General features: G+C 60.0%; 18 protein-coding genes. 8 read left to right on the forward strand and 10 right to left on the reverse strand.

Annotation, left to right across the window (positions count from 1 at the left end):
* Positions 1 to 12 precede the first annotated feature (12 nt).
* Together ASD46_RS23595 and nadE are read left to right on the forward strand one after the other, a co-directional pair.
* Positions 13 to 1,545 (forward strand): class I adenylate-forming enzyme family protein, encoded by a 1,533-nt coding sequence (locus ASD46_RS23595; RefSeq protein ID WP_060642842.1) that lies wholly within the window; start codon positions 13 to 15, stop codon positions 1,543 to 1,545.
* Positions 1,542 to 2,540, forward strand: a complete 999-nt coding sequence (gene nadE, locus ASD46_RS23600) for an NAD(+) synthase (RefSeq protein ID WP_003518241.1) — start codon at positions 1,542 to 1,544, stop codon at positions 2,538 to 2,540. The genes ASD46_RS23595 and nadE overlap by 4 nt, the downstream gene beginning before the upstream one ends.
* A 164-nt stretch (positions 2,541 to 2,704) precedes the next feature.
* Here nadE and ASD46_RS23605 read toward each other — a convergent pair whose 3' ends face one another.
* The 6 genes from ASD46_RS23605 to ASD46_RS23630 form a co-directional block, all read right to left on the reverse strand.
* Positions 2,705 to 3,223, reverse strand: a complete 519-nt coding sequence (locus ASD46_RS23605) for a hypothetical protein (protein ID WP_013762224.1) — start codon at positions 3,221 to 3,223, stop codon at positions 2,705 to 2,707.
* Between the two features lie 204 nt (positions 3,224 to 3,427).
* A complete protein-coding gene (locus ASD46_RS23610; protein WP_060642903.1) occupies positions 3,428 to 4,252 on the reverse strand; it encodes a hypothetical protein in 825 nt (274 codons plus the stop codon).
* Positions 4,253 to 4,488: 236 nt separating this feature from the next.
* Positions 4,489 to 5,064, reverse strand: a complete 576-nt coding sequence (locus ASD46_RS23615; protein WP_060642843.1) for a sarcosine oxidase subunit gamma — start codon at positions 5,062 to 5,064, stop codon at positions 4,489 to 4,491.
* On the reverse strand, positions 5,057 to 7,981 hold the full coding sequence (locus ASD46_RS23620; protein WP_060642844.1) for a sarcosine oxidase subunit alpha family protein: 2,925 nt from the start codon (positions 7,979 to 7,981) through the stop codon (positions 5,057 to 5,059). Before ASD46_RS23620 ends, ASD46_RS23615 begins: the two co-directional genes overlap by 8 nt.
* On the reverse strand, positions 7,978 to 8,268 hold the full coding sequence (locus tag ASD46_RS23625; protein WP_060642845.1) for a sarcosine oxidase subunit delta: 291 nt from the start codon (positions 8,266 to 8,268) through the stop codon (positions 7,978 to 7,980). The genes ASD46_RS23620 and ASD46_RS23625 overlap by 4 nt, the downstream gene beginning before the upstream one ends.
* A gap of 10 nt (positions 8,269 to 8,278) precedes the next feature.
* The gene (locus tag ASD46_RS23630; protein ID WP_003518227.1) at positions 8,279 to 9,529 is read right to left on the reverse strand and encodes a sarcosine oxidase subunit beta family protein; all 1,251 of its coding nucleotides are present in this window, start codon (positions 9,527 to 9,529) and stop codon (positions 8,279 to 8,281) included.
* A 158-nt stretch (positions 9,530 to 9,687) separates the two neighbouring features.
* On the opposite strand from ASD46_RS23630, the gene ASD46_RS23635 reads away from it, so the two are divergent.
* Positions 9,688 to 10,656, forward strand: a complete 969-nt coding sequence (locus ASD46_RS23635) for a GlxA family transcriptional regulator (RefSeq protein WP_323455148.1) — start codon at positions 9,688 to 9,690, stop codon at positions 10,654 to 10,656.
* A 55-nt stretch (positions 10,657 to 10,711) separates the two neighbouring features.
* On the opposite strand, the gene ASD46_RS23640 is transcribed toward ASD46_RS23635, so the two are convergent.
* The 4 genes from ASD46_RS23640 to ASD46_RS23655 all read right to left on the reverse strand — a co-directional run bounded on the left by ASD46_RS23640 (position 10,712) and on the right by ASD46_RS23655 (position 15,466).
* The gene (locus ASD46_RS23640) at positions 10,712 to 12,253 is read right to left on the reverse strand and encodes a sugar ABC transporter ATP-binding protein (RefSeq protein WP_060642846.1); all 1,542 of its coding nucleotides are present in this window, start codon (positions 12,251 to 12,253) and stop codon (positions 10,712 to 10,714) included.
* Positions 12,254 to 12,257: 4 nt separating this feature from the next.
* Positions 12,258 to 13,235 (reverse strand): ABC transporter permease, encoded by a 978-nt coding sequence (locus ASD46_RS23645; protein ID WP_060642847.1) that lies wholly within the window; start codon positions 13,233 to 13,235, stop codon positions 12,258 to 12,260.
* A 10-nt stretch (positions 13,236 to 13,245) separates the two neighbouring features.
* A complete protein-coding gene (locus ASD46_RS23650; protein WP_060642848.1) occupies positions 13,246 to 14,286 on the reverse strand; it encodes an ABC transporter permease in 1,041 nt (346 codons plus the stop codon).
* Positions 14,287 to 14,425: 139 nt separating this feature from the next.
* Entirely contained in the window at positions 14,426 to 15,466 is a 1,041-nt protein-coding gene (locus ASD46_RS23655) for a sugar ABC transporter substrate-binding protein (protein WP_060642849.1), read from the reverse strand.
* Between the two features lie 151 nt (positions 15,467 to 15,617).
* Between ASD46_RS23655 and ASD46_RS23660 the strand changes: the two genes are divergently transcribed.
* From ASD46_RS23660 to ASD46_RS23680, 5 genes are read left to right on the forward strand one after another with little or no spacing between them, the layout of a single operon-like run.
* Positions 15,618 to 16,367, forward strand: coding sequence for a GntR family transcriptional regulator (locus ASD46_RS23660; protein ID WP_019566872.1), 750 nt, complete (start codon positions 15,618 to 15,620; stop codon positions 16,365 to 16,367).
* A gap of 22 nt (positions 16,368 to 16,389) precedes the next feature.
* Entirely contained in the window at positions 16,390 to 17,130 is a 741-nt protein-coding gene (locus ASD46_RS23665) for an SDR family NAD(P)-dependent oxidoreductase (RefSeq protein WP_060642850.1), read from the forward strand.
* Positions 17,131 to 17,149: 19 nt separating this feature from the next.
* Complete coding sequence (locus ASD46_RS23670; protein ID WP_060642904.1) at positions 17,150 to 18,622, forward strand: mannitol dehydrogenase family protein; 1,473 nt, start codon at positions 17,150 to 17,152, stop codon at positions 18,620 to 18,622.
* Positions 18,623 to 18,625: 3 nt separating this feature from the next.
* Positions 18,626 to 19,819: a mannonate dehydratase gene (gene uxuA / locus ASD46_RS23675; RefSeq protein WP_060642851.1), complete on the forward strand. Its 1,194-nt coding sequence runs from the start codon at positions 18,626 to 18,628 to the stop codon at positions 19,817 to 19,819.
* Positions 19,816 to 20,805 (forward strand): aldo/keto reductase, encoded by a 990-nt coding sequence (locus ASD46_RS23680; protein ID WP_060642852.1) that lies wholly within the window; start codon positions 19,816 to 19,818, stop codon positions 20,803 to 20,805. Before uxuA ends, ASD46_RS23680 begins: the two co-directional genes overlap by 4 nt.
* The last annotated feature ends 16 nt before the right edge of the window (positions 20,806 to 20,821 follow it).

Below are 20,821 nucleotides of genomic sequence, written 5' to 3' on the forward strand. Positions count from 1 at the left end.
GGGAAGCGCCAATTGCGTATCGACCACTACCTGCATCGAAGTGCGGAGCGCCATGCCGGCAAGACGGCGCTGGTGGCCGGTGAGACGCGCCTGAGTTACGGCGAACTCAAGACGATGAGCGAGGCTTTCGCCACTGCTCTGATAGCGCGAGGCGCAAACCCGGGAGACCGTGTCGTCCTTGTGCTGGACAATGGCTGGCGCATGGCGGTTGCGGTTTTCGGTTGCTGGATGGCGGGCGCTGTTGCCTGCCCCATCAACCCATCGTCCAAGGCCGCACGCCTTTCGCAAATTCTGGACAGTTGTACGCCCTTTGCGGTGGTTGCCGAGGCCCGGCTGGAAAAGGTCGTTTCGGATGCGGCCGGTTCTTCTCCGTTGTTGCGCATCGTTTCCGGCGCGCCGAACCCAACGGCCGATGGTGTCGATTTTAACGCGATGCTCGAGGAACCGCTAGGCGCGCTGCCGCAAAACCTGCTCGATACCGATCTGGCAGTAATCATCTATACATCTGGCTCCACCGGCGAGCCAAAGGGCGTGATGCTGGCGCATGATAACATGGATGCTGCCGTCCGTTCGATTACCTCGTATCTCGGCAATAGGCCGGAAGATATTCTGCTCGGCGTATTACCGCTTTCGTTCGGATATGGCCTGAACCAGCTGCTTTCCAGCGTTTTCGTCGGCGGCACGCTGGCGATCGAGAAATCCTTCGCCTATCCGCATCTGATTTTCGAGCGTATCCGCGACGAGCGGATAACGGGCTTCGCGCTGGTGCCGACCATGCTGTCCATCATGATGCAGACGCGCGATCTGTCGCCGGCGCTGTTTGAAAGCCTGCGCTACGTCACCGCCGCCGCTGCACCCCTTTCGCCCACCCATAGCGACTGGCTGCGGACCTTTCTGCCGCATGTGCACCTGTTTTGCATGTATGGCCAGACGGAGTGTACCCGTATCAGCTTTCTGCCGCCGGAAGACCTCGACAGGAAACGCGGTTCTGTCGGCATCGCCATTCCGGGCACTGCCATCGCGGTGGTGAACGAGGACGGAGACAGCCTGTTGCCCGCAGAGGTCGGCGAACTCGTGGTCAGCGGGCCGCACGTCATGCGTGGTTATTGGCGCAACGAGGCTGCCACAGCGCGCGCGCTGCGCGTTGATGCCGCAACGGGCCGGACGCGTCTTCACACCGGCGACCTGTTTACCTGCGATGCCGAGGGTTATCTCACCTTCGTTGCCCGCAAGGACGATATCATCAAGTCGCGTGGCGAAAAGGTTGCGCCGCAGGCTGTCGAAGCCGTTCTGCAAGCCATGCCGGGCGTTTCGGACGCATTGGTCGTCGGCGTTGCGCATGAGGTTTTCGGTCAGGCGGTGAAGGCGATCGTGATCGCATCCGACGAGGCGATCACCGCAAAAGACGTCATGCGCTACTGCGCTCTGCACCTCGAAACCCACATGGTGCCAACACTGGTTGAATTTCGCGATTTCCTGCCGACGACGGATACCGGCAAGGTCAGTCGCCGCCTCGCTGCTCAAGATACGGAGAACAATCGATGACGAACAATGCAAAGAGCCTGCCTTTCTCGCCGCTTGAACTTGATGCGGCGGCGGAGGTAGAGCGTATCGCCGAAAAAATCCGCCAGTCGCTTCGTTTCAACCTGCGCAAGCGCGGGCTGGTGCTCGGTATTTCCGGCGGTATCGATTCCAGCGTCTGCGCCGCACTTGCCGTTCACGCGCTCGGGGCAGCAAATGTTATTGGCCTGTTCATGCCGGAAAACGATTCCGACCCGGAAAGCCTGCGCTTGGGGCAGGCTTTGGCGACGAAGCTGGGTATGGACTGCGTGCTGGAAGATATCGGCCCTTCGCTTGCCGCCATGGGTTGTTATGAAAGGCGCGATGGCTTCATCCGCGAGGTTGTGCCTGAATACGGGCCGGGCTGGGCCTCCAAGATCGTTTTCGACAACGCCATGAGCACCGGCGCCTATAATATTTCCTCGCTGGTCGTCCGTTCGCCATCGGGCGAAACGCGCAAGGTTCGCCTCTCCGCAAAAGCCTATCTCGGCATCGTTGCGGCGACGAATATGAAGCAGCGCACGCGCAAGCAGTTCGAATATTATCACGCCGACCGCCTGAACTTTGCGGTGCTCGGAACCCCGAACCGCCTGGAGTACGACCAGGGCTTCTTTGTCAAGAACGGCGACGGCGCTGCCGACATCAAGCCGATCGCCCATCTTTACAAATCACAGGTCTATCAACTCGCGGCCCATCTCGGCGTCCCGCAGGAAATCCGCTCCCGCCCGCCGACAACGGATACCTATTCCATGCCGCAGACGCAGGAAGAGTTCTATTTCGCGCTTCCTTACGACAAGATGGATATCTGCCTCTACGGATTGGAACACGGCATGCCTGCAACCGAGATCGCCACGGCGACCGGGTTGACGGAGGACAATGTCCGGTTCGTCTGGACCGATATCGCCGCCAAGCGAAAGGTTGCGCACTATCTGCACCACGCCCCTATCCATTTCCATGAGGGCGCTCAGGCGAAATCCTGAGATTGTTCCAAGCGGCGCCGGCCTGGGCGATCAGGCTGGCGTATGAAACAAACCTCGATATGAATATGTAGCCGCCCGCCAGCAGAAGAGCTGTGAAAGCGGTATGCGGGCGGCAATTACATTTGTTAGTCAAGGCGTTAGTATTGGCAGTGCTTCGCCACCATTCAGTCCGCTGCGAATTCGCACGCCAACAGGGTCTTGTCGCCAAGTGCCGCACCTTCGCGCGCCACAATGGAGACTTTTCCCGGTCCAGCCAGACCTTCAGGCGGCTGCTGGTCCTGCGGAAGCTGCCGGGCATAGCCCTTGCTCGATGTACCCATCAGGTCTGAGGTTTCCGGTTTCAAATCATATTTCGCGGCCAGAGCATCGGCACGCTGGCCCTTGATCAAAACACCGACTGCACCATTGGCGAAGAAGACTTCGTCACTCTCAAACCCATCGCGGCCGATCTGGTTCGGAAGCTTATAGATAGCCGCACCCAAAGACGATGTGTCGGCCTTTGCAAGTTTTTCGGCGGCATCATAAATTTCGGTCGCCGATGTCATCGAATAGGGCGGATTGCACAGGGCCGCATCATAGAATGCGGGATCGATTTCGGCAGCCAAAGCGCTACCGGCATGAAGCGCAGTAATGGCTACGGACATTACGACGGTGCCGCGAAGGAAAGGTGTGAATGCAAACATTGGCGTCCCTTGGAATTTGCCTGTCGTCCGTTTGAAGAGATTGCGTCAGGCTTTGCCATTCCTTGGAGCACCATAATTCACGCCCTGTCGATATACGCGAAGCGTTTTCCCCAGCTCGCCAGAACAAAACTCGTCATCCGACCGCAAAGAAAGCGTGGCGAAAGACGGCATTTCCATAGTGGGGATGAAAATGCTCTGTTGTTGCTAGCCCGGCCGATTCAATACAGTTTGGCCGGCTTCGTGTTTGACAATCCGCAGCATGGGCTGCCCGCCCACTTCGGCGGATTCAAACCGGGCAAGAAGGTCGAATGAGGTTACGGCTTCGCCCGCCTTGAAGCACTTTCCGTGGACGGCGAGATGTCCAAGCCCAAATACGGCAAGAAGAGCCTCCGTCGGGTTATCCGACGACGTGTCGAAGAGCAAATTCGTTTGGCCGAAATGCTCGAGACCCGTAGTCCAGGCTCTGGTCGCGCCGTTCTCCCGGATCACGAAGGCGCCATAGGCAAGCATTGTTGCTGTCTGTTGCGGCTGATCCAGGTGACTGTTGGCGTAGCTCAGACAGTCGTCGAGATCGGTGCGGCCGACGATGAGGTCGAGATAATGCAACACAACGGCGCGCATCGGTGCAAGCTGGTGGATGCCGAGCAGGGTCATGGCGATCTCGTTATGTGCCACTGTGGGGTCGTCGTCATCCGCCACGATCATCAGTTTGAATTTCGCCTGATGGGTCGCACGGCACAGGTCATCATGCGCAGCTTTTGCATTGATGCAGAACGTGTTCGTCCAGTCGACTTCGACCCGCGCTACCGCAGGATAGTGAGCAGGAATTGCCAGCGTTCCCACCGCCTCGGGAATGCCAACGAAGACGCGGGTTCCGCCGCGAAAGCCGTCAAAGACGCCTTCGCTCTCCAGTTGCTCACATTCGTACCCTTCAAGGCCCCAGACTTCGATCAGCGCCTCAGCCGACAGGGTGGGCAAATCGTCAAAATAGAGTGTTGCCGAAAAATATTGAACATTGTCGCTTGTCACTACGATAACCTCATATTTCCGCTGCACTAGTCCGGCCGTTTTCACAGGCGGCGATAGCCCATCTAGTCGATTTTTGCGACAATATGATTTGCGCCGTCGTCAGAGCGATTATTCACTGATGGCTCAGAACGGTAACCGTTCGAGATGATCCCGATGTGCCCATGTCAACACGACACAGTTCGCCCGTACAGGTCGACGATTGGCAAAAAACGGTCTGGTGGCTTTGCAGTCCCGCTTTATGCGGCAGCGCCAAGAAGTTCCGCCTGACGACGGATCGCAGTCTCGATCACATGCCACAGTGTTTCCGCAGCGGATCGCATGCCGAGGATGGCAAGGCGGTCCGGCGCGCGTCGGATGACGAAAACGCTCATATGTTCCATGCCTGTGCGCGTGGCGGTCCCTTGCCCGAATACCGAGGGATCGAGGTTCACCAGCTTCTGCATGAGCGCGACAATCGGCGCCTCGCCTGCGTCGCTCTCGATTTCGAAGGCGACGAAGCCATCGGTCTGCTCCGTCACGGAACAGGAAGGGCAAAGGCTCGCGAGTTCTGCGGCGAAATCCGTTTCGGCCCGGTCTGCGGCCTCAATCAGCCATTGGCCCGGCCCCGTCCAAAAAGCTGAAACCGGGCCTTGCTGGACCCATTTTCCGGGACCCTGCAAGGTGAGGTCAAAGGGCACCGGTTCTTTGACGTTGCGGCGCAGGCTGAGCGATGCGAGGGCAAGCCCCGAATTTTCCTCAAGTCGCAGCGTGCCATGGCGGGCGCGCCGCGAAGTCTGCGCGCCGAGTGCGGTTGTCGGCTTCAAATCAGGCACGGAGTCTCTCTCCCTCAGGGTCGATGAAATGGGGCGAGACCACACGCAATTCGACCGACTGTCCCTGCAAGGGGTTGGCCGCGACGATGATCTCTCCGATACGGTTTGCACCATCGGCAAGGAAACCAAGACCGATGCTGAAACCGAGGTTGGGCGAATAGCAGGCGGATGTGATCCAGCCTTGATCGGTCTCGGTATTCTGGCTGGCGCCGCGGGTAAACAGATGTGAACCTGACACCACAGCGTCCGTTGCCGCAAGCGGCTGCAGGCCGACGAGCACCCGGCTTTCGCCGACAAGCCCTTCGCGGCGAGTCATGACGGTACCAATCGCGTCTTTCTTGGCCGAAACCATCCTGCCCATGCCCAGCATCTGCGCCGTCGTCTGGCCGTTCAGCTCGTTTCCGGCAGCATGGCCTTTTTCGATACGCATGACACCAAGCGCTTCCGTCCCGTAGGCGGTGGCTCCAAGATCCGCACCGATTTCCATCAGCCGGGACATCAGGGCATTACCGTAGCGGGCGGGGACTGCAATCTCGTAAGCAAGTTCCCCTGAAAACGAGATCCGGAACAGCCGTGCTCGCAATCCCCCGCAAACCGTCAGTTCGGCGCAGGCCATGAAGGGAAAGGCTGCGTTGGAAAGGTTGAAACCATCGACAATGCGTTCGATAAGGCGGCGGGCGTTCGGACCGGCGACTGCGAGCTGTGCCCAGGCATCCGTTGCCGAGATCAATTGCACATCCAATTCCGGCCACAGGCATTGGCGGGCGAACTCCATGTGACGATAGACCGGGCCGGCCTGGGCCGTGGTCGTGGTGACGATATAATGATCCTCACGCAGACGGGCACAGGTGCCGTCATCATAGGCGTGGCCGTCTTCCCGCAGCATCAGGCCGTAACGGACCATGCCGACCTTGAGGCTCTTCATTGCATTGCAGTAGAGACGGTCGAGAAATTCAGCCGCATCGGCGCCCTGAACATCCACCTTGCCAAGCGTCGTCACATCGCAGATGCCGACGCCCTTTCGGGTGGCCAGAACCTCGCGGTCGACGGATTGCCGCCAATGGGTCTCCCCGGCTTGAGGGAAATATTGGGCACGCATCCATTGACCGACTTCGACGAAAACGGCGCCATGTGCTTCAGCCCAGGCATGGCTGGGTGTCAGGCGGCGCGGACGGAAATGTGCGCCGGTGTCGCCGCCGCCGAGTACCGCCATCGAAACCGGCGTATAGGGAGGGCGAAAAATCGTCGTACCCGTATCCGGTATCGATTTGCCCGTCAGTTCGGACATGATTGCCAAAGCGGTGGCATTCGATGTCTTGCCCTGGTCAGTTGCCATACCAAGCGTGGTCCAGCGCTTGAGATGCTCGATGGGCCGCATGTTTTCCTGATGGGCGAGCTTGATGTCCTTGACCGTGACGTCGTTCTGGAAATCGACCCAGGCGCGCCCTTTCCCCGGCACATGCCACAGGGGCTTGATGCCGATTTGCGTATCCTCGGCCTCCGGCAGGGCTGGCCTGGATGCGGCAATCCCCATTTGCTCCAGAGCCGTTATGGCAGCGGATGCACCGGAGATCAGCGCCGCCCCCGTGCTGCCTTTGCCTGCCGCCGCCCCTGCAACGAGCATATGCGAGGGTACGTCGCCGGGCAGGAATGCCTGTAGCCCGTCATCCCATACCGGGCGACCGCGCTGGTGCGATGTAAGATGAACATTGGGGTTCCAGCCCCCGGAGATACCAAGCGCACCGCAATCGATGGTTTCGTCATAGCCATCCTTGCGGACATCGATGGAAACCAACCCCAGCCTGCCTTTGCTGCCGGTAACTGTCGCCCCCGCAATCAGGCGGTATTCCGCAAGCGCCCGCGCATCCGGGCGCGGATCGATGACAGCGGCGATCTCGACACCTTTCGCAGCCAGGTCGACAGCGGTCCGATGGCCGTCATCGTTATTGGTGAAGATTGCGACCCTGCCTGCCGGACTGACTGCCCAGCGATTGGCATAGGCACGCAGCGAACCGGCAAGCATGATCCCCGGCCGGTCGTTATTTTTAAAGGGGATATGCCTCTCTGTCGCCCCGGCGGCAAGCACCGTGCGCTTTGCAGTGATGCGCCAGAGGGACTGGCGTACGCCCTTTGGTGCGGAAAGATGGTCGGAAACCCGCTCGACCGCACCGAATATGCCATGGTCGAATGAGCCGAAAACCGTGGTGCGGCGCATGACGCGCAGGTTCGGCAGGGTTGAAAACTCCGCCTCAAGCGTTCCGATCCAGTCGGTTGCAGGGGCGCCGTCGAGCAGGTGGCTCTCCGCAAGCAGGCGACCTCCGAGGCGATTGTCCTCGTCCGCCAGAATAACCTTGGCACCGGCACGCGCCGCGGTCAGGGCAGCAGCCAGACCGGCCGCTCCGGCGCCGATGACCAGCAGATCGCAGTGAAGGAACCCCTTGTCGTAACTGTCGGGGTCCGGTTTCATCGACAGGCTTCCAAGTCCCGCAGCCTTGCGAATGGCGGGCTCATAGAGCTTTTCCCAGAACGCCTTCGGCCACATGAACGTTTTGTAGTAAAAGCCTGCGGTCAGGAAATCGGCAAACAGATCATTGATCGCAAGTGCATCGAAAGACAGGGACGGCCAGCGGTTCTGGCTTTTCGCCTCCAGCCCGTCGAACAGTTCGACCGTCGTGGCGCGGGTATTCGGCTCCAGCCGCGATCCCGTGCGCAATTCGACCAGCGCATTCGGCTCTTCTGAGCCGGCAGAGATCACGCCTCTGGGGCGATGATATTTGAAGCTGCGCCCCATCAGGCGGACATCGTTTGCCAGAAGTGCCGAGGCGAGCGTGTCGCCGGGATGCCCCTGATAATTCTTTCCATCGAAGGTGAAATGCAGCACCTTGCTGCGGTCGATCAAGCCGTCCTTCAGTCTCATGCTTCATCTGCCTTCTGACGGAGCGCTACCTCGTTTGCGAGTTCCGCTCCGAAGATTTCATGGGTGACGGTGTTTCGCGTGACCACGAGCCAGCTGCGATCACCCTGTTCGTGAAACCACAGTTCCCGATGCAGGCCGGCGGGATTGTCACGCAGATAGACATAATCGTTGAAGTCTTTCGCAGCGCTCTCGGCCATTCCGTCCGGGCGACGCAACAGGGCGGCATCGCCGAAATAGGTGAATTCCTGAGCGTCGCGCGGCCCGAGCAGTGGGTGAGGGATCAGCATTGTTCAAGCCTCAGTGAAGGTTCGGTTGGGCGCCGGCGCCCTTTTCGTCGATGACATAGCCCTTTTCGAACCGGTCGAGGCGGTAGGCCTTTGCCGTATCATGCGGGGTATCGGTGGCCAGCAGATGCGCGAATGCATAGCCGCTTGCCGGCGTCGCCTTGAAGCCGCCGTAACACCAGCCGGCATTGAGATAGAGGCCCTTCACCGGCGTGTGGTCGATAATCGGTGAACCGTCCATCGACATGTCCATGATGCCGCCCCAGATGCGCAGCAGGCGCGCCCTGCCGATCATCGGCATCAGCGCCATGCCGCCCTCGGCGACATCTTCGATCACGGGCAGATTGCCGCGCTGGGCATAGGAGTTATAGCCGTCGATATCGCCACCGAAGACCAGGCCACCCTTGTCGGACTGGCTGACGTAGAAATGGCCTGCTCCGAAGGTTATGACGCCCGGTATGGTCGGCTTCAGCCCTTCCGAAACGAAGGCTTGCAGCACATGGCTTTCAATCGGCAGACGCATGCCCGCCATGGCCATAACACGGCCGGTCGATCCCGCCACGGCGACGCCGACCTTTCCGGCACCGATGTAGCCACGGCTGGTTTCCACGCCCTTGATCGTTCCATCCTCGATGCGAAATCCCTGGACTTCGCAGTTCTGGATAAGATCGACCCCTGCCAGATCGGCGCCGCGCGCGTAACCCCAGGCAACGCCATCGTGGCGGGCAGTTCCAGCGCGGCGCTGGTAAAGGCCGCCCTTGATTGGAAAGCGTGCATTGTCGAAATTGAGAAACGGGATCATTGCGCGGAGATCGTCTTGCGCTAGCAGTTGCGCGTCCGCACCGGCCAGCAGCATGGCGTTGCCGCGACGGCGGTAGGCATCGCGCTGCGCGTCGGTGTGGAACAGGTTCACAATGCCGCGCTGGCTTACCATCGCATTGAAATTGAATTCCTGTTCAAGCCCTTCCCAGAGTTTCATCGAAAACTCATAGAATGGCTCGTTTCCGGGCAGCAGATAGTTTGAGCGGATGATCGTGGTGTTGCGCCCGATGTTTCCTGATCCCAGCCAGCCTTTTTCCAGAACGGCGATCCGCGACTTGGAGAAGGTCTTGGCTAGATAATAGGCCGTTGCAAGTCCATGACCGCCACCGCCAACAATGATGAAATCGTAATGAGGTTGCGGATCGGGGTTCCGCCACAGTGGGCGCCAGCCCTTGTGGCCGGTCAGGGCCTGTTTGAAAACCTGGAGAGCCGAATAGCGCAAATCTGTGTTCCTCGAAAACAGGGCGGTTGTCCAAGTTTATAGCGCGATACCGCACGATTTTTATATCCGTGACGGACGCATTATTGTCCATTTTGGCCAAGTCGGCTAAGCTTGCCCTAGGGATTGTCTTGGAGCAGGTCATGCACGCCGAAGGGTCAATGTCGATCGGGTTCATACTCATTGAGGGTTATGCGCTGATGTCGTTGGCTGCGGCGGTTGAGCCGCTGCGCGCGGCCAATCACCTTGCCGGCAAAACGCTCTACCATTGCCGGTTTTACTCGGCGAATGGCGGGTTTGGCGCATCCACGTCAGGCGGAGGTTTCGATACCGCGCCCGTTTCGCGGGCTTTGTCTGAGAAGCTGGATCTGGTCTTCATCGTCGCGGGCGGAAATCCCATGCTCTATGAAGATCCGGCACTTGTGCGCAACCTGCGCACGCTCAACCAGCGGGGTGTCAAGCTCGGAGGCATTTCCGGCGGCGCGGCGATCCTTGCCAAATCCGGTCTGATGACGGGCAGACGTTTTACCGTTCACTGGACCCACATCGATCCGCTTAGTGAATATGCCAGCGATCTCCTGATCGAGCGTGCGCTCTACGTCATCGATCGCGATCGCTACACTTGCGCGGGCGGCGTTGCCGCCATTGACATGATGGGGGCTTTTATTGCGAAAGACCATGGTTCTGCCTTCGCGCGCGATGTCAGCGAATGGTTCATACATCCGCGTTTGAGAACGGCCGATGAGCCTCAGTTGGGCCGCGCCGGCCAACGTTTCAACGTCCACCACCCGGTACTCGAAGCTGCCATTGAACTCATGGCGACCCATGTTGCGGATCCCCTGTCGCCGGAGCAGCTGGGCCAATTGTGCGGCAGCAGTATTCGCCAGCTCCACCGCCTGTTTTCCAGCCATTTCGACCAGTCCATGATGTCTTTTTACCGTGGTCTTCGGCTGGCAAAGGCGGATGAGCTGCTGCAGCAGACCTCGCTTTCGATCGTTGACGTGGCCTTGCTGACGGGGTTCTCGACCGCTGCCCATTTCACCCGTTGCTACACCCAGAAATACGCCGTCCCGCCCAGCAGAAGGCGTCGTGCCGGGAGAGATTTCGAGCAGCCGTCCGATGGTACCTGACGCCCTACCGGAACAGCGTGCGGTTTTTGCGGTGACACTTCGGCAGGGCAGTGCGTCATGCCTGACGTGAAAGGGCCGTTTCGCGCTCCGCATCATGGATCAAGCCCATGATACCCTCGCTCATATCGGCATAGACGCCATTGTTTTCGACCACGCCTTTAACCCGATAGCGGTCCATGACAACAATGCGGTCGGCCAGTGCCACCATCTCCGGCATGTCACTGGTAATGACGAGAATGGCGGTGCCGCTGTCTGCAAGCTCGCGCAGCAGATCGTGCAGATAGGCCTTGGTCTTGATGTCGATGCCAACAGAAGGTTCGTCTACAATCAGCAGCTTCACGTCGGCGGCAAGCCACTTGGCGACGCTGATCTTCTGCTGGTTGCCGCCGGAAAGATTACCCACGGTCTGGCTCAGGCTCGGCGTCTTCACCTCAAGTTTCTGCAGGAAAGGGGTGACCGCCGCACGGATGCGGCTGTCGGAAAGCACGCCGAATGCGTTTGAGAGCTTGCGCCAGATGGGAACGCCCGCATTGGCAAGAACGGAATGCTGGAGAATGAGGCCGTCACCCTTGCGGTCCTCGCTGACATAACCGACGCCGTATTCGTGGATGGCTTCGGCAACGGAGCGGATGCGGGCCGGGCGATCTTCGATCCGGACTTCGCCTTCCGTGACGGCGAATTTACCCATGATCGATTTTGCCAATTCGGTGCGCCCCGCGCCCACCAGCCCGTAAAGGCCGACGATTTCACCCTTGCGCACGGAAAGACTGACATCGCGATGGCCGATTGCGGTAGAGACACCTTTGAGTTCAAGCACCAGCGGATTGTGCTCGACCGCGCGTTTGCGCCAGCCACCGCCGCCTTCGGCACGGCCAATCATCAGGCGCACCAGGTCCTGGCGTCCGAGACCTTCCATAGACCGGCTTTCGCAGGCGTTTTCGCCATCTCGCAGAACCGTTACCCGGTCGCAGATATCCAGAACCTCTTCCAGCTTGTGGCTGACGAAGACAAGGCTTGCTCCATCATCGCGCAGGCGGCGCAGAATGCGGAAGAGGTTGTCCGTTTCGCTCGGGGTCAGCGATGTCGTGGGTTCGTCGAGCAAAAGAACCCGGCTTTGCAGGGAAAGCGCCTTGGCAATTTCCACGAGCTGCATTTGCGCGACGGAAAGCTCGGATACCGGCATCGCCGGATCGACTTCCAGATTGAGAGCCTGCAGCCAGCGGCGTGCATCGCGGTTCAGCGCGGCGTAGTCGATGGGTTTGAGATAGTGCGCCCCAAGCTTTTCCATGTGGATATTCTCGGCAATCGAGAAGCGCGGGATGAGGTTGCGTTCCTGATGGACAACACCGATGCCGCGGGCAATGGCTTCGCGCGGGTTGCCAAAGCGCACTTCCTGCCCGTCGACAAGGATCTGGCCGCTGCTCTGATGGTGGACGCCGGTAATGACCTTGATCAACGTCGATTTGCCGGCGCCGTTCTCACCCAGCAACGCGTGGATCGATCCCGGCTCCAGCGAAAGATTGACGCCCTTGAGCGCCCGAACGCCGGGAAACACTTTTTCGATGTTGCGCGCCTGAAAAACAGGTTGCTTGTCCATGATGTCAGGCCTTTCCTGTCTTTTTGCCGAGATGCGTTTCGCGCAGGCGGTTGATGCCAACGGCGGCGAGGATCATTGCGCCGAGCACCACCTGCACGAGGAATGGATCGATGGAGAACAGCACGAGTGCCTGCGTGATGATGGCGACGATGACGACGCCGAGCAGGGTCGCCCCCACGCTGACATGCCCGCCAGCCAGTACGGCACCGCCGATAACGGGTGCGGCAAAGGACAGGATGAGCCAGTCATCGCCAATGGAAGGCTGGCCGATCTGCAGGCGGGATACGAGCAGAATGCCGGCGACGGACGCCAGAAGGCCGGAAATGCCGTGCGCCACGATCATTGTCGTGCGGATCGAAATGCCGGAAAGCTCTGCCGCATGGCTGTTGCCGCCAATGGCAAGGATGAAGCGGCCTATCGGCTGGCGGCGCAGCATGAACCACAGCGCGAATGCGATGATGATGGTGGGTGCTGCGAGCCACGGAACCGGGCCGACGAGCAGTGCCGAGCCGAAGGCTTTCACCTGTTCCGGCACGCCGTAGAACGGCTCCGCCCGGGTGATGCCAAGGTTGATACCCTTGTAGATCGACAGCGTCGCCAGTGTGATGACGAAGGCGGAAATGCCGGTGATGGCGATCAGCAGACCGTTGAGCATGCCGCAGACAACACCGATCAGCACCGCAGCAATGGCGGCCACCGGTGCCGGAAGCCCCCAGACCTGCATCAGTCCCGCAAAGGAGATTGCGGCCAGTCCGCCGATTGCGCCCACGGACAGGTTCATCTGGCCAATGGCAATGATGATCATCTGGGAAAAGGCGATGAGCGCGTTGACCGCGATTGCAAGAAGGAGAATCTGGATGTTGAAGGAAGAGAGGAAGTTGGGGCTGAAGCCGCGGATAAGCGCGATTGCCAGCACCGTGACCAATAGGGGGCCGAACCAGTCGGTTCTGGCAAGGCCTAGAAGGGTGTTGTCGGTCTTCATCGTCCAGTCCTCAAGCCAGGTTGCGTCGGGCGAGATAGCTTCGCCGCGCCTTGTCCATCAAAACCGCTAGCAACAGCAGCAGGCCGAGAAATGTCTGGACCCAGAATTCACCGAGCTGAAGCAGCAGCAGGCCGCTGGTGAGCATGGTGACCAAAAGTGCGCCAAGACAGGTGCCGAGCACCGAAACTTTGCCGCCCTGCAAAAGTGTGCCACCGAGAACAGGGCCGAGAAAAGCTGGCAGAAGCCAGTCCTGCCCAAGCTGGCCTGCCATGGAAGGAATGGCGGCGCCCGTGCGCGTCACCAGCATCAGGGCAGCCAGTGCCGCAAGCAGGCCCGACAGTACGTGACAGGCAATGAAGATACGGTCGACCCGAATGCCGGAAAGTTCCGCCGCTTCCGGGCGTGCGCCTGCCGCCAGCATTTCGCGGCCAAGAACGGTGCGTCTGTAGAGAAAGGACAGGGCAAGCGCCGTTGCGAGCGTGACGAGAAGCAGCGGCGAGAAATAGGTCGCGAGCTTCAGTTTTCCGAAGGCTGCGAAGATCGGCGGTAGGCCACGGTAGGCCTCGGCGCGCGTCAGGAAGATCATCACGCCGAAGAAGATGCTCATGGTGGCAAGCGTGATGATGAAGCTGTGCAGCCCCGTGCGGATGACGGTCCAGCCATTGACGAAACCGAGCGCCGCGCCGGTGGCGAGACCGCCAATGAGGGCGAGCGGCCACGGCACGCCAAGCACCTCGATCAGATAACCACAGGCCATGGCCGCCGAGACGCCGATCGCTCCAACGGCAAGATTAAGGCCGCCGGTCACGATCACCGCCATCATCGACAGGCCGATCATGATGTTGATCGCGGCACTGCGACCAAGCGTGAACAGATTGAAAGGCGAAAGGAAGCCGCTGGCCGCGACGCCGAAAATGACGGCGAAGACGACGATCAGCAGAATGAGGCCGAATTCATTGGTCAGAAAAAAGCGGCCTTGCGAAAGGCTGGACCCCATTCGTCTGTCGCCCTCCTGCGAACCCTTTGTGAGCAAAGTATCGTTCACGGTCATGAAACTGTCCCGGTATTGGTTCGCCCGAAGCGCCTGCGCGTGTCGCCTGGTCATTGCGCTGCCGCCTGAAAGAATATTTTCTGGCAGGGCAGATTGCCGGGCGCGGTCGTTTGCCGCCCGGCAATCGCTCAAGGCATGATTAGTTGCAGCTCAGATAGGTCGTATCGAAGTTGGTGAGCAGCTTTTTGGTCTCGGCGCGCATGGCATCGATGTAGTTGTCCACCTTGGCGGCATCGACATAGGCGGTGCCGGAATCGATGAACTTGGTCGTCAGCGCATTGGATTTGAACGGCGCATCTTCCTTCACCTTGCAGCCGGACTGAAGTTTGCTCAGTGCAAACGCGCCGATATAACCCTGGCCATAGGGGTTCTGAAGCATCGTGCCGTCGACGAAACCGTCCTTGATCGCTTTCAGCACGACTTCGTCGTGGTCGATGCCGACCATGTGGATGCGCTTGTCGCCGATCTTGCGCAGTGCGTTGGAGGCAACGACCGCAGGAACCCAGGCTGTGGTCACGATGCCGTCCACTTCGGAAGCGTGGGCGGCCAGGTAGGCGCTGATCTTTTCTTCCGCCGGTTCCGGTGCGTCGATATCGGCGATGACGTGAACGACCTCGGCGCCGGCTTCGTCAGCTGCCTTTTTCACGGCATCGATACGAAGCTGGGTGTTGGGGTCCACAAGGAAGCCGGTGAAATGGGCGATGCGTTTTTTGCCCGTTCCCATCGCCTTGATCAGCTCCTTGGTGCCGAGATAAGCGGAATTACCGGTGTCGGTACCAAGGCAGAAGGCGGCGGGCGAGGGGTCCTTGAAGCATCCGGCGCCAGCAATCACATTCGCGCCGTTGCCGGTCAGTTCCTCTGCTGTCGAGACCGCGCCGACGGGATCGCCGGGGAAAATCAGGAAGCCGTTATAACCCTGGCTCAGAAGGCTTTCGAGAAGCTGGTTCTGCTGTGCCAGTTCCCACTTTTGCGGCACCTTATAGTCGGCGCCAGCCAGGCCGAAGTCCTTGGCCGCGTCCTTGCCGGCCTGTTCCCAGGCGGCGAAATAAGGGTGCGGACCGCCCGGAACGAGGGCGATCTTGCTGGCGTCCGCCGCCTGCGCGACACCGCACGCTCCCGCGCCGATGATTGCGGCAGCGACGAGGCTGCGCATGAAATACGTCATGTTTTTCTCCTCCATGAAACGGCCTGCTCCTTAAAAAAAGCGACTGGAACCTCCCTTAATCGCTCTTTCTCCCAACAGCCGACTTGCGTAAGCACCATGGACACTAGTATACTTGTATCCAAGTAGCAACGAGATTTTCACGACTGCCTTTTGAAGGGGAGCGTTCATGACGAAAAACACCACTGCCGGTTTCACTGGGCGCGGCTCTCATCAAGAGGCCCCCGGCTCCGGAATCGAAAGCGTGGAGCTTGTGGTCAATCGTTATGGCTCGGTTGCCGATCAGGTTCATGCGGCGTTGCGTCAGGCGATCGTCGAGGTCCGCCTAGCGCCCGGTGCGCCGATCAGTGAAAACTCGATCTGCCGTCAGTTTTCGGTGTCGCGCACCCCGGTGCGTGCCGCGATCCAGCGCCTGTCGGAAGAGGGTCTTGTGGACGTCTATCCGCAACTCGGCAGCTTTGTTGCGCCGATCAGGCTTGGCGAAATTCAGGACAGCCATTTTATCCGCCGTTCACTCGAAGTGGCTTTGCTGCGCGAAGTCGCGCCGAAGTGGACGAAAGAAATGAGCCGTACGATGCGCGACGTCATCGCCGAGCAGGAAAGAGTGATTGCCGCCAACGACGCATCCGGCTTCTTCCATGCCGACGAGGCGTTTCATCGCCTGCTCGGCACGTTTTCCGGTCGCGAAGGCGTCTGGCAGGCGATCCTTGCCGCCAAGGTGACCCTGTCGCGGTTCCATCGTTATTGGGCAAAGCCGGAACGATTGCCCGCCGTCATCGAAGAGCATCTGGCAGTCGTGGATGCTCTCGACCGTGGCGATGCCGAAGGTGCGGAAAAGGCGCTGGTGACGCATCTGGATATGGTTTTCGTGATCTACGAACAGTTGCCTGAAGAAGAGCGGAAGCATTTGTCCATTTGATAGTGGACGTGGAGGAGACAGAATGGAACTGAAACACAAGACGGCGCTCGTGACAGGCGCTTGTGGCGGCATCGGCCGTGCCGTGGTTGCGGCGCTGGTCGCGCAAGGGTCGAGGGTAATCGCCTTCGATCGCGACATCGAAGCTGTTGCGGCGCTTGCGGAGGGGTTTGGCGGTGCTTGTGATCCCGTCGCCGTCGATCTCGGCGATGCGACGGCGCTGCGGGCCGTCATGAAAGATGTCGCCAACCGTTTCGAGGTCATAGACATTCTCGTCAACAATGCCGGTGTGCTGTCGCCGCACAAGCTGGGAGCGACCACGCTTGATGACTGGCACAGGCTGATGGCCGTCAATCTCGATGCTGCCCTGCTGCTGACGCAGGCCGTCGTTCCCGCCATGAAGGAAAACCGCTGGGGGCGGCTGATCAACATCTCGTCCTATGCCTGGAAGTCCGGTGGCCTGACGGCGGGCACGGCCTATTCGGTCTCGAAATCGGCGCTGGTGGGCCTCACTTACTCGTCCGCTCGCGAACTTGCCCCTTTCGGCGTCACCGCCAATGCAGTCGCGCCGGCCTATGTGGTTTCGCCGATGATCATGGAGCAACTGTCAGAGGAAGACCGCCAGCGCCAGCTTGCAGCCATTCCGGTCGGGCGGTTCTGCCAGCCGGAAGAGGTGGCCCATACCGTAGGTTTCCTCGCCTCGCCGCTGTCCGGCTTCATGACCGGCACTGTCGTTGACATGAATGGCGGCCTGCAATTCGGCTGAGATACGGAGATAAATGAGCATGACAGAACGCCTCTCGTCCCTTGCGTTGCCGCATCTGCCAAACGACGTCCTTTTGCCCGCCTATGATCGCAAAGCGGTGACACCGGGCATCGTGCATCTTGGCGTTGGCGCTTTTCACCGCGCCCATCAGGCCGTCTTCATCGATGATTGCCTGGCGCGTGGCGAAACCGGCTGGGGCATTGTCGCTGCCTCGCTGCGCAGCCCCGATACTCGCGATGCCATCGCGCCGCAGGACAATCTCTATACATTCTGCCTGCGTGACGGTGAAAACGAAACGCTGCGGATTGTCGGTTCAATCCTCGAGACCATCGTCGCTCCTGAAGATCCGGAGCGGCTGCTGCAAGCCATGACTGATCCGCGGGTCAGAATCGTCACTTTGACGGTCACGGAAAAGGGTTACCTCGCCGATTTGTCGGCGGGCATGCTTCTTCGTGACCATCCCGATGTCGTTCATGATCTGGCGCATCCGCAAAAGCCGCGCTCCGCGCTCGGTTTTCTGCTGGAAGCGACAAGACGCCGGCGGGCCGCCTGGGCTGTGCCGCTGACTTTGCTCTCCTGCGACAATCTTCCGTCCAACGGTCGCATCCTGCACCGTCTTCTGGTGGAGATGGCTGGTCTCACCGATAATGATCTCGCTGCCTTCATCGCGGAAAATCTCTCCTGCCCCTGCGTCATGGTGGACCGCATCGTGCCCGCCACCACCGCAGCCGACCGCGAGCGCGTGACGGCGCGTCTCGGCTGCGAGGATTCCTGGCCGGTAATTGCGGAACCCTACTTTCGCTGGGTAATCGAGGATCGCTTTCCGCACGGTCGCCCCGGCATCGAGCTGTCAGGTGCCGAAATCGTTGATGAGGTCGAGCCATATGAGCATATGAAGCTCAGGATGCTGAACGGCGGTCACACCGCTATGGCCGCAATCGGCCAATGCAGCGGGCTTGAGACGATCGCCGATATCTATGCCGATGCGCGTGTACGCGGTTACGTCGACCGTTACTGGCGGGAGGTTGGTTCGACATTGAGCCCGGCCGTCAGCGGACCGGACTATGTTGCCGGTCTGCGCCAACGTTTCGCCAACCCCGCCCTTCGTCATCGCGCCGCCCAGATCGCCTCTGACGCTTCACAGAAAGTGCCGCAACGCATTCTCGCGCCGCTTGCGGAGCTACGTGCCGCAGGCGCGCCGAATACGGCCGCTCTTTTTGCTGTTGCCATGTGGATACGGTCCTGCGCAGCGCTGAACGAGCGGGGAGAGGCAATTGTCATGGCCGATCCGGCATTTTCCGAATGGAGTGCACCCACCGGCAACGGCGAAGAGCAGGACGCGGTCATCGAGCGGTTTTTAACATTCCGTCGCGTCTTCGGGCCTGAATGGCAGGCGGATGAGGCATTCGTAACGGCGCTTCGGGCGGCCTATCGCGACATCGTCCAATACGGCGCGCTCGGCGCCATCGAACGGCATTTTTCGGAGGAGTAGAATATGAAGGAAACCTGGCGCTGGTTCGGTGAATCGGACCCCATCACCTTGCAGCATGTGCGGCAGACCGGCGCCAGCGGCGTTGTAACGGCGCTGCACCAGATCCCCGACGGCACGGCGTGGCCGGCCGAAGAGATCGCCAAACGCAAGGCGATGATCGAGGCGGCCGGCCTGGAATGGAGTGTCTGCGAATCCATTCCGATGGAACAGTCCATCAAGCGCGGCGACGCCGATGCGCCGAAGGCGATTGCGCGCTGGAAAGATACACTCTCCCGTCTCGGTCACGCGGGCGTTCCCGTCGTCTGCTACAATTTCATGCCGGTGGTGGACTGGACACGCACGAACCTGCGCTGGCAGGCACGCAATACCGGATTGGCGCTGCGCTTCGAAATGGCGGATTTCGTCGCCTATGACGTCTTCATCCTGAAGCGTGTTCGTGCTGCTGAAAATTACGATCCTGCGCTCGTGGCGCGAGCCGAAAAGCGTTTTGCGCAAATGAGCGAAGATGACCAGTCGCTTCTCGAGCGTAACATCATCGCCGGCCTGCCGGGCGGCGCCCTGGTGCAGACGCGCGAATCCATCGCCGCTCTGATTGCTTCGTTCGATGGCATCGACAGCGCGACCATGCAGGGCAATCTTCTGGCCTTTCTGAGAGAGGTCGTGCCGGTGGCGGAAGAGGTGGGCGTGCATCTCGGCATCCACCCTGATGATCCACCGTTCTCCCTGTTCGGCCTGCCGCGCGTTGTCTCGACACCTGCAGATATTCGCGCCATCCTCTCGGCCGTTGAAAGCCCGAACAATGGCATCACCCTTTGTACCGGCTCATACGGCGCCCGTAGCGACAATGATCTTGTGGCGATGGCACGGGAGTTCGCGTCTCGCATCAATTTCGCCCATCTTCGGAACGTGACCGTTGAAGCGGATGGTTCCTTCTTTGAGGACGATCATCTGGATGGCGGAACGGACATGATTGGAGTCATCGAGGCATTGTTGCGCGAGGAGCGGGCCGCCGCCAAGGCTGGCCACCGCACCAATATTCCAATGCGGCCTGACCACGGCCATCTGCTGGGTGATGACATCACCAAAAAGACCAATCCCGGATATTCCTACATTGGCCGCATGAAGGGGCTCGGCGAACTCCGCGGCGTCATCCGCACCATTGAGCGCCAGCTTCGCCGCGAGGAGGGTACCGCATGAAAACCCGCAAACTTGGTCGCACGGCGCTGTCGCTGAGCGAACTTTCCTTCGGCGCGGCCGGTATCGGTAATCTCTATCGCAGCGTAAGCCGCGAAGATGCGATGGAGACGCTGCAAGCCGCCTGGGACGCCGGCATCCGCTATTTCGATACCGCACCCTATTACGGGCAGGGCCTTTCCGAACGCCGCCTCGGGGATTTTCTTCAGGGGAAACCACGCGACGAATTCGTGCTGTCCACCAAGGTCGGGCGGATCCTGAAACCGGCTGAAGCGGGCGTGACACCGGATTACGGTTTTGTCGATGCACTGCCTTTCGTGGTGGAATACGACTACAGCTATGATGGCATCATGCGCTCGTATGAGCAAAGCCTCGCCCGGCTTGGTCTCGGTTCAGTGGATATTCTCTATGTCCACGATCTGGAGGAGACCACGCTTGGGGAAGAGGCCTATCGCCATCATTTCAGGATATTCACCGAAAGCGGCATCGAGGCCCTGCACGAGTTGAAGGCGACAGGCCGGATCGGCGCGTTTGGTCTTGGCGTGAATGAGGTTCCGGCTTGTCTGAACCTCATGGAGATAGACGAGATCGACTGCATTCTTCTGGCGGGTCGTTACACGCTGCTCGACCGGTCGGCTGCAGCAAAGCTGCTGGGGCGTTGTGCGGAAACCGGCACCTCGCTCGTCATCGGCGGTGTCTTCAACTCTGGCATTCTTGCGACGGGCGCAAGGCCGGGTGCGACTTTCAACTATAGTGAAGCAGCAGCAGATGTCATGGAGCGGGTGCGCGCCATGGAGGTCCACGCTGCCGGGCACGGGGTTGCACTTGCGGCCGCTGCCCTGCATTTTCCGCTACAAAATGCCGATGTCGCAAGTGTCCTGATCGGCACCGCAAAACCGGACAGCCTTTTGCGCAACCTGTCTATTTTCGAAACGGCCGTGCCGGACGCCGCCTGGGCGGGTTTCGACGCGCTCGCCCTCGAAAATTGACCGCAACGACAGGGAG

Origin of the sequence: Rhizobium sp. Root491, assembly GCF_001427205.1 — a bacterium.
GTDB classification, from domain to species: Bacteria; Pseudomonadota; Alphaproteobacteria; order Rhizobiales; family Rhizobiaceae; genus Agrobacterium; species Agrobacterium tumefaciens.

Excerpts from the sequence above, each read along its gene's own strand:
- ASD46_RS23605 (WP_013762224.1), bottom strand. The coding sequence starts at position 3,223 with ATGTTTGCATTCACACCTTTCCTTCGCGGCACCGTCGTAATGTCCGTA.
- ASD46_RS23640 (WP_060642846.1), bottom strand. The coding sequence starts at position 12,253 with ATGGACAAGCAACCTGTTTTTCAGGCGCGCAACATCGAAAAAGTGTTT.
- ASD46_RS23625 (WP_060642845.1), bottom strand. The coding sequence starts at position 8,268 with ATGCTGATCCCTCACCCACTGCTCGGGCCGCGCGACGCTCAGGAATTC.
- ASD46_RS23670 (WP_060642904.1), top strand. The coding sequence starts at position 17,150 with ATGACAGAACGCCTCTCGTCCCTTGCGTTGCCGCATCTGCCAAACGAC.
- ASD46_RS23620 (WP_060642844.1), bottom strand. The coding sequence starts at position 7,981 with ATGAGACTGAAGGACGGCTTGATCGACCGCAGCAAGGTGCTGCATTTC.
- ASD46_RS23635 (WP_323455148.1), top strand. The coding sequence starts at position 9,688 with ATGTCGATCGGGTTCATACTCATTGAGGGTTATGCGCTGATGTCGTTG.
- uxuA (WP_060642851.1), top strand. The coding sequence starts at position 18,626 with ATGAAGGAAACCTGGCGCTGGTTCGGTGAATCGGACCCCATCACCTTG.
- ASD46_RS23655 (WP_060642849.1), bottom strand. The coding sequence starts at position 15,466 with ATGGAGGAGAAAAACATGACGTATTTCATGCGCAGCCTCGTCGCTGCC.
- ASD46_RS23645 (WP_060642847.1), bottom strand. The coding sequence starts at position 13,235 with ATGAAGACCGACAACACCCTTCTAGGCCTTGCCAGAACCGACTGGTTC.
- ASD46_RS23660 (WP_019566872.1), top strand. The coding sequence starts at position 15,618 with ATGACGAAAAACACCACTGCCGGTTTCACTGGGCGCGGCTCTCATCAA.
- ASD46_RS23665 (WP_060642850.1), top strand. The coding sequence starts at position 16,390 with ATGGAACTGAAACACAAGACGGCGCTCGTGACAGGCGCTTGTGGCGGC.
- ASD46_RS23680 (WP_060642852.1), top strand. The coding sequence starts at position 19,816 with ATGAAAACCCGCAAACTTGGTCGCACGGCGCTGTCGCTGAGCGAACTT.
- nadE (WP_003518241.1), top strand. The coding sequence starts at position 1,542 with ATGACGAACAATGCAAAGAGCCTGCCTTTCTCGCCGCTTGAACTTGAT.
- ASD46_RS23650 (WP_060642848.1), bottom strand. The coding sequence starts at position 14,286 with ATGACCGTGAACGATACTTTGCTCACAAAGGGTTCGCAGGAGGGCGAC.